Annotated in this window: 10 protein-coding genes; 4 read left to right on the top strand and 6 right to left on the bottom strand. The window is 62.8% G+C overall.

What is annotated here, in order from left to right:
• The first annotated feature begins 153 nt into the window (after positions 1–153).
• Positions 154–2,130 (top strand): BTAD domain-containing putative transcriptional regulator, encoded by a 1,977-nt coding sequence (locus EJ070_RS28760; protein ID WP_126094385.1) that lies wholly within the window; start codon positions 154–156, stop codon positions 2,128–2,130.
• Here EJ070_RS28760 and EJ070_RS28755 read toward each other — a convergent pair.
• Positions 2,127–2,756 (bottom strand): TetR/AcrR family transcriptional regulator, encoded by a 630-nt coding sequence (locus EJ070_RS28755; protein WP_126094384.1) that lies wholly within the window; start codon positions 2,754–2,756, stop codon positions 2,127–2,129. The two genes, EJ070_RS28760 and EJ070_RS28755, sit on opposite strands and share 4 nt — an antisense overlap.
• Before the next feature lie 76 nt (positions 2,757–2,832).
• Between EJ070_RS28755 and EJ070_RS28750 the strand changes: the two genes are divergently transcribed.
• Positions 2,833–3,357, top strand: a complete 525-nt coding sequence (locus EJ070_RS28750) for a quercetin 2,3-dioxygenase (protein WP_126094383.1) — start codon at positions 2,833–2,835, stop codon at positions 3,355–3,357.
• Positions 3,358–3,362: 5 nt separating this feature from the next.
• Here the strand turns inward: EJ070_RS28750 and EJ070_RS28745 are convergent, their stop codons facing one another.
• Positions 3,363–4,163: an endonuclease/exonuclease/phosphatase family protein gene (locus tag EJ070_RS28745; RefSeq protein WP_126094382.1), complete on the bottom strand. Its 801-nt coding sequence runs from the start codon at positions 4,161–4,163 to the stop codon at positions 3,363–3,365.
• Between the two features lie 24 nt (positions 4,164–4,187).
• On the bottom strand, positions 4,188–5,648 hold the full coding sequence (locus tag EJ070_RS28740; protein ID WP_126094381.1) for a phospholipase D-like domain-containing protein: 1,461 nt from the start codon (positions 5,646–5,648) through the stop codon (positions 4,188–4,190).
• Between the two features lie 90 nt (positions 5,649–5,738).
• Between EJ070_RS28740 and EJ070_RS28735 the strand changes: the two genes are divergently transcribed.
• Entirely contained in the window at positions 5,739–5,924 is a 186-nt protein-coding gene (locus EJ070_RS28735; RefSeq protein WP_126094380.1) for a hypothetical protein, read from the top strand.
• Between the two features lie 214 nt (positions 5,925–6,138).
• Positions 6,139–6,639 carry a GFA family protein gene (locus EJ070_RS28730; protein ID WP_126094379.1) on the top strand — a complete coding sequence of 167 codons (501 nt, stop codon included), beginning with the start codon at positions 6,139–6,141 and terminating at the stop codon, positions 6,637–6,639.
• Between the two features lie 373 nt (positions 6,640–7,012).
• Here the strand turns inward: EJ070_RS28730 and EJ070_RS28725 are convergent, their stop codons facing one another.
• From EJ070_RS28725 to EJ070_RS28710, 3 genes are all read right to left on the bottom strand, one after another.
• Positions 7,013–7,687, bottom strand: a complete 675-nt coding sequence (locus EJ070_RS28725; protein WP_126094378.1) for a peroxiredoxin-like family protein — start codon at positions 7,685–7,687, stop codon at positions 7,013–7,015.
• Between the two features lie 809 nt (positions 7,688–8,496).
• Positions 8,497–10,968: an adenylate/guanylate cyclase domain-containing protein gene (locus EJ070_RS28715; RefSeq protein WP_126094376.1), complete on the bottom strand. Its 2,472-nt coding sequence runs from the start codon at positions 10,966–10,968 to the stop codon at positions 8,497–8,499.
• An 81-nt stretch (positions 10,969–11,049) separates the two neighbouring features.
• Entirely contained in the window at positions 11,050–12,144 is a 1,095-nt protein-coding gene (locus EJ070_RS28710; protein WP_126094375.1) for a branched-chain amino acid ABC transporter substrate-binding protein, read from the bottom strand.
• Between the last annotated feature and the right edge of the window lie 34 nt (positions 12,145–12,178).

Below are 12,178 nucleotides of genomic sequence, written 5' to 3'. Positions count from 1 at the left end.
CGATCAGCGGCGCCGGCTGCATGTCACTGCCCTACGCCTCCGTGGCAGCACTCTAGTTGATTTGCCGTCACGACAGCGCTTGAAGGCGCGGTCTTACGGTTTGCGAAGCGTTAGTTTTGAGTTAGGATTCCGTCAGGCTCGGGGCCCTAAGCAATGGCAAGTTGGGACAGCTGCGCTGTCGGCAGAATCTCACTCCTCGGCGGTTTCCAGATTGAAAAGGAAGCTGGCGGTCCGGTTTGGTTGACCGGAAAACGAGGCCCGGCGATCCTCGCTTATCTGGCCCGCTGCCCAAGCATGGCCGCGCCAAGGGAACGGCTGGCTGATCTCTTGTGGAGCGACAGCGACAGCGAACACTCGCGCAACAGTCTGCGTCAAACGCTCAGCGTCCTGCGACGGGATCTGTCGCGAGCGGGCATGGATATCCTTCACGCCCGCAAGGACCTGATCGGCCTCAGGCCTGACGCCGTACGGGTTGACGTCGAGGATTTTGAAACCGGTCTGTCGGCACGTTCTGCACCGGATCTCGAAACTGCCCTGGCGCTTTACACCGGGCCGTTTCTCGATGGCTTTTATGTCGGGAGCAACGCTTTCGACGATTGGGCGGCATCGGAACGTGAAAGGCTGCTGAGCCGCGCGATTCAGTCATTGGAAAAGCTCGCTCGTCTCGTGGACGGTGAAAGCGGACTGGCCGTGGCTGATCGAATTCTGGCCATGGAGCCGACTCGAGAGGAGTCCTACCGCCTGAAGATGGAGCTGCTCGTGGCGTGCGGCCGGCGAGACAAGGCCCAGCGAACGTTCGAAGCTTGCAGAAGCGTGTTGAAGAACGAGTTCGGTGTCGACGTCAGCCCGGAGACGAGAGCGCTTTGGCAATCTCTTTCTGTCGCCGATATTTCATCAAGCCAGCAATCGACAAACGGTGTTCCGGGCGGTCAGCGCCTGGGGCGTCCATCCATCAGCGTCGCCGACTTCGTCAATCTGACGGGCGAGCGCGGCGACGATTTTTTCGCCAAGGGCCTGGTCCATGACATCACCACGGCGCTTTCCGAGGTGGCCGACTACGTCGTGCTCTCCGGCCTCCCGCCGCTTGAGAAGGGTGGCGAGGAATCCAAGGCGACGACAGCCCCGCGTGCCCGCTACATGCTCAACGGCAGCATCCAGAGGTCCGGGGACGAACTGAGGGTGAACGTTCAGTTGGTCGACGCCGCCGATGGCCACAATATCTGGGCGCAGAAATTCGATGGCCACTCGCAGGACGCGCTCGAATTCCAGGACAGGATCGCGCAGGCGGTTGTGCTGGCGGTCAGCCTCGAACTTCAACTGACCAATTGGAAGGTCCGCGACAAGAGCCCGCCGGGCACCCCCGAAGTGCGCAGGTTGGTGAATGAAGCTCTGATGAAGTACTTCGAGATGACACGGGACTCGCTCCTGGTGTCGAAGGAACTCGCCGAAAAGGCCCTGTCGATTGCGCCCGAAAATGCTCGGGCAAAGCGGACACTCTCGATCGCGATCACGATGGGACTTGCATTTGGTGCGCTGCCTGGCAAGCGCGAGCACATCGACAATGCGATCCGGCTTGCCGAAGACGCGGTAAGGGCCGTGCCGGATGATGAAATCGCCCGTTGCATCCTGTCTTTTGCCTATTTGCGCGACGGCCGGATCGACGAGGCGATCGTCGAATGCCGTCACGCGGTCAGCCTCAACCCGAGCTATCCGAGCGGCCACGGCGATCTCGGCGAGCTCTACGGCCTGCGCGGCCAGGTGAGCGAGGCGCTGCGCGAGGCCAATGAAGCGATCCGGCTCGGCGCGCACGACGCCATTGACTTCTGGCGCCATCATGGCCTGACTGTGGCGCTGTTCGCCGGCGGCGACGACCGCCGGGCGCTCGAAGTCGCCCGCAGGGTGGTCAGGACAAAGCCGGGTTTCGTCCGCGGCGCCCTTTACTGGGCGGCCGCTGCTTCGGCGACCGGCAACAATGAAGAAGCCTCACGCGCCATCCATCATTGCCTGTCGCAGCTTCCACATCTCAACCTGGGCAATGTCTGTCCCGGTTTTATGCCGCGCTATGTGAAGGATGAGCATCACGCCCGGTTTCTCGAAATGCTGGCGCGAGCCGGCCTTCCGAACTCTTAACTTCGCGATGCCGGAGCGCCGGCATTGCGCTCATCCTCGAGCGCGGCCCGCACAAGTGCGTTTGCTGCCCACGCCGATAGGGCTTCGCCCTCCGCGACGCCGAGGCCGCAGACATCGCGCTGGACGATAAGCGCCTCCCAGCCGATCACCATGGCAAGCGCCCCAACGAGCTGGTTCCAGCGCTTCGGGGCCAGCCGATCCCGCAACGGCGACAAAGCCTGCTCGATCCATTCGATCCGGCGGTAGCCACGGCGCGGTGCGCCCTCCGCTGGCGGTTCTCCATCGATCGTGAGCTTGATCAACGAACGGCCGAGCTTTTCGATCTCGGGACTGACATGATGCAGCGCGCGGACCAGATGCCCCACGCGGGCCTCGCCGTCATCGCTCGCCTGCTCGATGGCGCGATCGACCGACGCTTGGGCGAGCGCGCCGACGGTCGCGTCGAGCAGCAGCTGATCGAAGCTCGGAAAGTAGAGATAGACGGTTCGCCGCGACACGTCGGCCGCGGCCGCCACGTCGTTGACGGTCGGCGTCTCGCCGCGGGCGAGCAGCGCGATCGCGGCGTCGACGATCGCCTTGCGGGTGCGCCGCTTCTGCGCGGCGCGAGGGTGCTGATTGACATTCATGCAAGCTGAGTATACCGAAGTGCATTAATTGCACAAGAGTGCAATATAGACATCAAGCACATTGAAAGGGGCTTTCATGACAATCTCCAGCCATACCGCCGACGACGCACGTTTCCTTGGACCGGGTGAGGGGGAGGCGATCTGGTTCCTGAGAAACCGCATGACGGTGAAGGCCACCGAGGCCAGCACCGGAGGCGGCTTCGGCCTGCTGGAATCGCTCATCGCGCCGGGTTTCTCGCCGCCGTTGCACGTCCATCACCGCGAGGACGAGTCCTTCTACGTGCTGGAGGGGGAATTGACGATGAAATGCGGCGATCGCACCTTCCGGGCGACCGCGGGCTCGTTCGTGTTCCTGCCGAGAAACGTTCCCCACACTTTCGTGGTCGAGGGCGACAAGCCTGCGCGGATGCTGACGCTGCTGACGCCCGGCGGCGGCGAAGGGGTTTTCATCGACGGTGGACGGCCGGCAGAGGCGGAAGGATTGCCGCCGGCGACGCCGCCCGACATCGAGGCTCTCAAGCGTGTGAGTGCCCGCTATGAGGCCGAAATCATCGGGCCGCCAATGGCGCCGACCGCCAGCCACGCTGCGGCCGTCGCTTAGCCTTGCTAAAGGTGCACGTAAGCCGTCAGCGGCAGGTGATCGGAGGCGACCCGCGAGAGCGGCGTGTCATGCGCTTCGACGGCCGAAACCATGCCGTTGCGGTTGCCCATGATCCGGTCGAGCGCCAGCACCGGCAGGCCGGACGGGAAGGTAGGCACGGCAGGAGGCGTGTGGCCGAACGTCGTGTGCAGCGTGTTGAGCGCCGAGCGGTTGCCCAATCGCCACTCGTTCAGGTCGCCGAGCAAAAGCGTCGGCCTTTCATCCGCGCTGCTCATGATGTCGAGCACGACGCGGGCCTGTTCCGACCGCGAGCGGCGCAACAGCCCGAGATGGGCCGCGATGACGCGCAGCGTCCGGCTCTCGTCGAGATCGATCTCGGCGACCAGCGCCCCGCGCGGCTCCAGGCCGGGCAGCTTGATCTGGTGCACATCGCGCACGGTGCCGCGCTTGAACAGGAGCACGTTGCCGCGCCAGCCATGGCCCTTGCCGTTTCCGAGAACCGGCACCGGCACCAGACCTGTTTCCAGTTCGAGGTGCGCAAGGTCGAGCAACCCGGCGCGGTCGCCGAAGCGGTTATCGGCCTCCTGCAGCGCGATCACATCGGGGCTGATTTCCCGGATCACGCGCGCGGTCCGCTCGGGGTCGAATTTGCGGTCGGTGCCGATGCATTTGTGGACATTGTAGGAGGCGACCACCATCTCGGCGCCGTTCACCCGCTTGCGGGGCGTCGACATTGCCTTGCGTGCATTTCTGCCGCGGATCGACAGGAGCACGGTCTCCGGAAGGCTGCGTCGGTTTCTGTCCATATGTCTGCTGCTCGTCTTCCTCGTCTATAGATAGGGCGATCCCAGCCACAGCAATCGGTCGAAAACGCGAATGACGAACGGCCGGGCCATCAGCGTCTGCAGTGTTACCGGCTGGGCGGAAGCGATCGCTGCGCCGATGCGGGCATCGATCTCTCCGGCGAAATTGGCATCCAGGACCTCCATGTCGATCTCGAAATTCAGCCTGAGCGACCGGGCGTCGAGATTGGACGAGCCGACATAGGCCCACACGCCGTCGATAGCCATCAGTTTCGAATGGTCGAACGGGCCGTTGTGGCGCCAGACCCGGCAGTAATTCTTCAGAACCTGGTCGAACTGCGCCGTCATGGCATGGTCGACGAGGAAAAGGTTGTTCACCGCCGGCACCACGATGTCGATCTCGACGCCGCGCCGGCCGGCCGTGGTCAGCGCGCTGATCAGCTCGCGGTCCGGCAGGAAATAGGGCGACATGATGCGGATCGATTTGCGGGCGACCGAAAACGCCCCCATCAGCAGCTTGTGGTTGGTTTCGTTCGAGGCGTCCGGCCCCGTCGCCACGGCCCTGACCAACATCGGCTGACCGGGCGGCGGCGCGGTTCGTTCGACTTGCCAGACATCGCCCTTCAGCGCCTCGTTGCCGGCGAAGCGCCAGTCCTCGGCCGCCACCGAGAACAGGTCGGCCACCACCGGCCCGGTGATCTCGAAATGCGTGTCCCTGGAACTCTCGGAGCCGGCGAATTCGGCCGAAAATCCCTTGCGGATGTTCATGCCTCCCGTGAATGCCACCGTGCCGTCGACGATCAGGATCTTCCTGTGGGTTCTGAGATTGGCATAGGGAAGTCTCAAGCCCATGACGATGTTGCCGTTGAAGAGGTCTGCCGTGATGTCGGCCTCTTTGAGCTGCTTCAGGATGCTGGGCACCGAATAGCGCACGCCGACGGCATCGATCAGCACGCGCACCGTGACGCCGCGTTTGGCCGCGCCGGAGAGCGACTGGACGAACATCTGCCCGACCGCGTCATTGTCGAAGATGTAGGTTTCGAGAAGCACGCTCTTTTGCGCGTCGTCGATTGCCCGGCACATCGCCGCATAGGCCTCGTCGCCGGTTTCGAGCACGGCGATCGTGTTTCCCGAGGTGAGCGGCCGCCGCGCCACCCTGTCGCCCAGCGTCTTCAGCCCGATGAAGTGCTGGCCGTAATGAGCGTCGATCAAGGCTTCCATGGCCAAGTGGCGGTCGTGCCTTGCCTCGGCTGCCTCGCCGGTGACCGGCCGCAAGGCGCTGATCGTCGCGCGGCGGATGCGGTTGATGCCGGCGACGGCGTAGATGATCGCGCCGAGGAAGGGCGACAAGAGCATCACGCCCACCCAGCCGGTGGCGGCGCGCACGTCTTCCTTCGTCATGATGGCATGGACGATGCCGACCGCCGCCATCGCCAGGGAGAGGGCGAGGATAAGCGTGGACCAGTGACTCGCAATCGCCTGCAACATCGCCCCGACTATCGAGCGGGGACGAGCGGAAGGCAATGCGGCAGGTGAGTGCGGGACGAAAACAAGTACTTAGCGGGATGACCGGGGCGAATGACAACCAACACCGTCCGTGAGCTGATCGTCGGCTTTGACCTGAAGCCGATGATGATCATCATCTCTCAAGACGCGAACGTCAGCTCGCGCCGCAATATCGGACGTCAAAGCCACGTTGATCAACTTCCAAAAGCGGACTTCGCCAGCGCCCGCACCGGAACTTCGCGGCTGCGGACCTACTGAACAGTCTCTGCGAGCCTCGGCCACCGCTTAACCGGCGGTTGAAGCGGAAGTTATTGGCAGACGGTCGGGAAGGCATGATCGGGTCCATTCTTTTGGGCTGACAAACCACACCCACCAACACCAGAATTAGATCCGCTCTTGGGAGGCTGGACTATCAAAGACGAATACCTAAAAGAGATTAAGCCCAAACCCGCCTCTTGAAGGAGGAGAAAAAATGAAACGCATCGAGATGGAGATGAGCGGCGGCTGCCAGTGCGGTGCCGTGCGCTACCACGCAAGCGCTATGCTCGACAACTCGCATCTCTGCCATTGCCGCATGTGCCAGAAAGCCTCGGGCAACATCTTTGCCGCGCTCGTCGCCGCGCCCGATGAGGCGCTCACCTGGACACGCGGCAAGCCGAGCGTCTGGGAGAGCTCGGAGCTTGTCGAGCGCGGCTTCTGCGCCAATTGCGGCACGCCATTGTTCTTCCACCACCTCGAAAACGGTCGCACCAACCTGATGATTGGTTCGCTTGACGATCCGCACGCCTTCCCGCCGCTTGCCAATACCTGCACCGAGAACATGGTGGCATGGTTCGATACGATCGCGGGCATAGAAAATACCGGTGCGACCGAAAACAACGGAGCCGATTGGGCCGCGGCGATCAAGGAGAGTAACAACCAGCACCCCGATCACGATACCACCTCATGGGCGATGAGGGAGCGTGATGGCTGAGTCCTATTCCGGCGGTTGCCGGTGCGCGCTGTCCATTGCCGCTATTCCGAAAAGCCGTCGTGCCGGAAAACCAGCGACAGCAACGGCTTACTTCAAGATGATGCACGCAGGGTGCCTGAAGGTCTGCTCTGTAGCTAGTTCGTGCCTCGAAGCAGCCCGTCAGCTTCCGGCCTTTTGCGGTCATTCGACATCGGTAGTGAACGACGCTAGTGGCATGTAGTGGGCGTTGGGCTTGTACAGCTTGTCAAAATTCACCCCCGCCCGGCCGACAGTCTTAGCCATGGCGCAAGGTGGAAAGCCGCCATCAAGAGAGGTACATAGGGCCGCAAACTTCGCGTAATTCTCCGCCTAGCCCCACTGTCGAAGCTGCGCCTTACCTTCCGATTTGCGACGCTGCCGACATCAACTCCTGAGTGTTCGGGGCGCCGAATAGGCCGCCATCGAGCACCTCGTTGGAAGTCCAGCGAACGACGCCATCGCGGTCCAGCAAGAACTGACCGACGAGCTGCCCAATGCCTGTGGCCATCATCTGTTGATCCGCTTCCGTGATATCGTAGCTGTCCTTCTTGTTCAGATATTCGAGCGCCGCAAACGGATCCATCGGTTCCGGCATCTCGCCCGGCAAGTCGACCCGTATCGACTTCACATCGCTCATCGAAACCTTTTGCGGCCATGCGCTCTCGTCTTCGGTGATCTGCATATTCGGCAATCCAAAGGCACGGTGTGAAGTCCGCTCCGGATCGGATGCCGCGAGGAGGCCGAGCATCGGATGGTACCGGAGGTAGAGGCGCGCCCGCTCGATAGGTGTGTTGACCACTGTGAGGCTTTCGATGCCCTTTTCGTTGAGGGCTGGGGTGAGTTGCGAAAGCATGGCGATATGGCGCCTGCAAAAAGGACAATGGAGACCCCGGTACAGCCCAACCAGCACCGGTCTCTCGCCTCGGAAATCGTCGATGGCGATCTTGCCCTCCCGGGTAATCGCGTCGAGCACGACATTGGGCGCCGTTTCGCCAGGTTGCAGCGGGCCTGTGTTGAGACGTTCTGACATGCTGATCCCTCCTCGCGGGTCAATCCACAACGGATGTGCGGGCGGGTGGCTTGAGCCCATGTGCGGCACATACGTCCTTGGGCATGCTGAAATGGCGGTCGGCCTTAGGACGGCGTCGAGGTCGGCGTCGATAGTCAATTTATAGCACGGAGAGGGCGGACGCTAGTTCTTACGGAGGGCAACGCTTTCACCAGACGGTGTTTCACGAGCCGGGCAGGCTTTGTGATAGCCAGGTGCGCCAAGGTCTGGATGTGCGCGACTTCGCTGAGGCTGTCGTCAAGTCTGACAGGGGTTGCGCCTCGTGACTGAAAATGGTCGCCGAATTGCGAAAGAGATGTGTGGGCGGACATGACAGACGACGGGAGCAACGATCGCCACCGGGGCGCGGAGGGCTCATCCCACAGCGCGTCGTCGAGAGAAATGGGGACCCGAACTGGAAAAGCTCGTCCGTCGGCTGACCTCGCAGGCATTTGTTGGTACCATGATGCACCAATCGTGACTGCAGACGCCAGCCTGGGTGAGGGCTGTAAGTAATTATGTCATTCTCCGAACGACCCAGAGCGACCGTCCCGCATGCGCGATTCCGGACACGAGTCGAAGGCGAGGATCATCTTTGAGCCGGTCAGCCTCAACCACATCAAGAACTAGGATCCGCTGATCGGTCTCGTTTGCGTTCGGCGTAATCCAGCAGCGTTGATCCTCGCAGCAAAGCCCGGCTTCCGGATGCTCCTGGAGGTACTCAATCGCATATTCGGCGTCCACTTTTCTCGGTCCCGCGTCCACGGACATTTGCTCTTCTCCTCCAAGCCCTACTGCCCGGGCTTGTGGGAAAGCCGATCCAGCGCATCTTGAAGCGCAGTGGCGGCGCCGCCACGCTCGTCGGCGGACATCAGCTCCGGTTCAAGTTCCAGCCTGAAATGCGGCAGCTCGGTTCGAACGGCGCGACAAGCGCCCGCTAGATTGGCCTTCAGATCGATGACGCGGTAGGTGGCGACGGGATAGGCGATCCCCTTGACCTGGACGTGCCCCATCTCCTCGCAATCGATCGTGTCCTTCACTTGCGCAAACGTCTCGTAGGAAATGAGGATGGCCCCCGGTGCCGCCTCCTGTTCCAGGCGCGAGGCGAGATTCACGGCGCCGCCGATTATCGTGTAGTCCATCCGGTCCTCGCTGCCGAAGTTACCGACGGTGCAGTAGTCGGTATGGATGCCGATGCGGCAGCGCAGCGGTGTTTCGATCCCCATGTCCCGCCAGACTTCGGTAAGCTCGCTGATCCGCTTTTGCATGGCAAGCGCCATCTGTACGCAAGCCAGCGCGTCCTCCTTGACGCCGCGCGTCTCAGGGTCGCCGAAAAACATCAGGATCGCGTCGCCGACGTACTTGTCGATCGTGGCACCATGATCCGACGCGATTTTCGACATTTCCGTCAGGTAGTGATTGAGGAGCTGGGTGAGATCCTCGGACTCCATCTTGTCGGTGGTCTCGGTAAAGCCGGCGATGTCGGAGAAGCATATGGTCAGCTTCTTGCGCTGACTGGCGATTCTAACGTCTTGGCGGCCAGTGAATATCGAGCTGTACACTTGCGGCGCCAGATATTTGGCCAGCTTGCTGGAAAGCGCCTCTAGGGCAGCGGACTTCTCGGCGAGGTTCTCCTCCCTTCGCTTCAACTCGGTGATGTCCGAATAGACGGCGACCGTGCCGCCGGCGCTGATCCGCCGTTCGCTTATCATGATCCATCGTCCGTCGCCTCGCCGCTGCACCCATGGTTCGCCAGGGTTGCGGTGCCGCCACAGGCGCTCGGCAACCCATTCATCGACCCGCCCCTCGGCATCCCTGATGTAGCCGCGCTCGGCCGATCGGCGAATGATCTCCTCGAATGCCGTGCCGGGGGTTAGCTCGGCCTCCAGACCGGCGTATAGCAGTTCGCGGTAGCGGCTGTTGCTCAGGACAAGCCGGTCCTCTCTGTCGTAGAGAGCGAAACCTTCGGAAATGCTTTCGATGGCATCGACCAGCCGCTGACGCGCTTCTGCAACGTCGCGCAGGTTCTTTTCCTCGACCTCGACGGCGGTATCCCGGAAGAGGCTCAGTGCCTCGGCCATGCGCCCGATTTCGTCGCTGCCCGCGGCCGGCAGCGGCGCACGAAGATCGCCGCCCGCGATCGCGAGCATCCCCTGGCTCACCGCTCCCAGACGGGCGAGAAGGCTGCGGTCGACATAGAGCCAGACGACCAGAACCGAGCTCAACAGGCTGAGAAAGGCGGAGCCGAGGACAACTCCGGTGCCGTAGCGCTGGACGAGCGCGGCTTCGCGACCGGAGGCAGTGATCTCGCGATCCGCTGCTGCGACAAGACGGTCGACGGCAGCGGTGAGACTGCGCGACAGCCGATTGTTTTCGGCCAGAAGCTTTTCGCCCTGCGCGAGGACCGCAAGCTCCTCCTCCCGAGCCTTCGGGATGCTGTTCTCACCATCGGCTAGTGCCTTGAACTCGTCCACCCGCTGGCGGAAACGGGCCTGCAGCTTTTGGTCGATCTCCGAGGAAGCCGTTTCCAGGGCGGCAAGCGAGCGGCGCAGCGGAAACAGAATCAACGCCAGGTCGCCTCGCGTTGGCGCGGTCGCGGCCTTGACCAGCGCGTCGTTGACCGCCGAGATCTCCAGCTGCGCCTTCTGCTGGGGGATGTAAGCCGCGGTCGCCTGGACCATGTCGGCCATTGCCCCTGCGCGTCGATCGGGCGACAGCGACCTATCGGCCGCGACCGCCCGCCATTGCGGGAGCCTGGAATCCATCACCAGGATGCCGGTGGCCAGAAGGCGGTGGCTTCCAGTCGTCGTCGCGGTGAGGTCGTTCAGGAGTTCCTCCTTGCGGGCGACCACATCGAGCCGCGCGATAACCAGAGAGTCGAGCTCCTTCAGGTTGCGCCTCAAAACAATCGCGGCTTCCTCGATCTCGGCCAAAGGCACTGTGCCCAGCGTGGCGTCTCTGAGGTCCGTGCGCAGCGCCTCGAGGCGGGACATCTCGAGCGCGACGGCAGCCGAGACCTCGCTGTGCTGAGCCCTGCTTGTCGCCGCCAGCACCGATGGCGCGGCTGCAGCGACCCGTTCGGCCTGGCGCGACAATTGGAGGGAGGCCAGTGCCGACGGCACCCGATCCGTGGTAATTCGGTCGACGACGTCGCCGACTTGAAGGAAGGCATAAAGCGCCGCAGCGGTTGCCAGTACCGCAAGTGCGCTGATCCCGAAAAAGGCGAACAACAGCCGGCCGCGTATGCCGAGGCGTTCAAGCATCGCGGTGAGTCGGAACAATCCAGCCACACTGGTCTGCATCGGACTAGACGTCTCAGGCGGCACGCCGGCGCTCGGCGAAGCCTATTCAACCGGCACGTACTCCCCGCCCTTCCAGACGTACCAAACCCAGCTCTGCCTCGTGAGGTCACCCTTGTCGTCGAAGTCGACCCGGCCAATGACGGTGTCGAATTGCTGTTCGTGCAGTGCCGCGATGACCGCCTTCGGCTCCAGCGAACCTGCCTTCGCGACCGCCTGAGCCCAGACCTGAACCGCGCAGTAGCTCAACAGCGTGTAGCCCGCGGGCTCGAAGTTCTCCGCACGGAACTGCTCCACGATTGCGGCCGCGCCGGCATTTCGCCGCGGGTCCGCCGGGAAGGTGAACAGGGTTCCCTCCGCCGCTGAGCCTGCGATCAGGGCGAATTCCTCGGTGGCCAAGGCATCTCCGGATATGAGCTGGACCGTGTAGCCACGGTCGTGTGCGGCGCGAGCGATCAGCGCAACGTCGGCATGATACCCACCCACATCCAAGGCAGAGACGCCGGCGGCTTGCAACGCAGCGACCTCGGCTGAATAGTCGTCCTTCCCGGGCGCGTATGCGTCGTAAACAGCTTCAGTCACGCCCCGTTTGTTCAGCTGCTTCCTGGTCTCGTCGGCGAGACCCTTTCCATAGGTCGAATTGTCGTGAAGGATTGCAATCTTCTTGTCGCCCCAGCGATCGGCAAGGTAGTTGCCGGCGATGAACCCTTGCGCGTCGTCGCGGCCAATGGTGCGGAAGACATTGCTACGGCCCTGTTCGGTCAGCTGCGGATTGGTCGAGCCTGGGGATATTTCGACGACGCCCGCCTCCGCGTACACTTTTGATGCGGGGATCGAGGCCCCAGAGCAATAATGCCCGACGACGAGCACCACCCCGTCAGCCACCAGCTTCTGGGCGGCCGCGACCGCTTGCTCGGGATCGCAGAAATCGTCGACCGAGATGAGCCTCACCTTCTGGCCGAGCACGCCGCCCGCCGCGTTGACGTCGGCCACCGCCATCTCCGCACCGCGCTGCCCTTGCTCGCCGATCCAGGCAAGCCGTCCTGTCATGGCAGCCGAGACCCCGATCAGCACCTCGGCCCTCGCGGAACTGAACACGGCCGCGAGAACTATGATCGCTATGGCGATGACACGGTGCATGTGTGCACCCCTTGTGGACATTAGCTTACGCTAA

The sequence above is a fragment of the Mesorhizobium sp. M1E.F.Ca.ET.045.02.1.1 genome, from assembly GCF_003952485.1.
Taxonomy (GTDB): domain Bacteria; phylum Pseudomonadota; class Alphaproteobacteria; order Rhizobiales; family Rhizobiaceae; genus Mesorhizobium.
Note: the sequence above shows the minus strand (reverse complement) of the source record. Positions and strands in the feature narration are given on the sequence as shown.

Excerpts from the sequence above, each read along its gene's own strand:
- EJ070_RS28760 (WP_126094385.1), top strand. The coding sequence starts at position 154 with ATGGCAAGTTGGGACAGCTGCGCTGTCGGCAGAATCTCACTCCTCGGC.
- EJ070_RS28730 (WP_126094379.1), top strand. The coding sequence starts at position 6,139 with ATGAAACGCATCGAGATGGAGATGAGCGGCGGCTGCCAGTGCGGTGCC.
- EJ070_RS28755 (WP_126094384.1), bottom strand. The coding sequence starts at position 2,756 with ATGAATGTCAATCAGCACCCTCGCGCCGCGCAGAAGCGGCGCACCCGC.
- EJ070_RS28710 (WP_126094375.1), bottom strand. The coding sequence starts at position 12,144 with ATGCACCGTGTCATCGCCATAGCGATCATAGTTCTCGCGGCCGTGTTC.
- EJ070_RS28750 (WP_126094383.1), top strand. The coding sequence starts at position 2,833 with ATGACAATCTCCAGCCATACCGCCGACGACGCACGTTTCCTTGGACCG.
- EJ070_RS28715 (WP_126094376.1), bottom strand. The coding sequence starts at position 10,968 with ATGCTTGAACGCCTCGGCATACGCGGCCGGCTGTTGTTCGCCTTTTTC.
- EJ070_RS28745 (WP_126094382.1), bottom strand. The coding sequence starts at position 4,163 with ATGGACAGAAACCGACGCAGCCTTCCGGAGACCGTGCTCCTGTCGATC.
- EJ070_RS28725 (WP_126094378.1), bottom strand. The coding sequence starts at position 7,687 with ATGTCAGAACGTCTCAACACAGGCCCGCTGCAACCTGGCGAAACGGCG.
- EJ070_RS28735 (WP_126094380.1), top strand. The coding sequence starts at position 5,739 with ATGACAACCAACACCGTCCGTGAGCTGATCGTCGGCTTTGACCTGAAG.
- EJ070_RS28740 (WP_126094381.1), bottom strand. The coding sequence starts at position 5,648 with ATGTTGCAGGCGATTGCGAGTCACTGGTCCACGCTTATCCTCGCCCTC.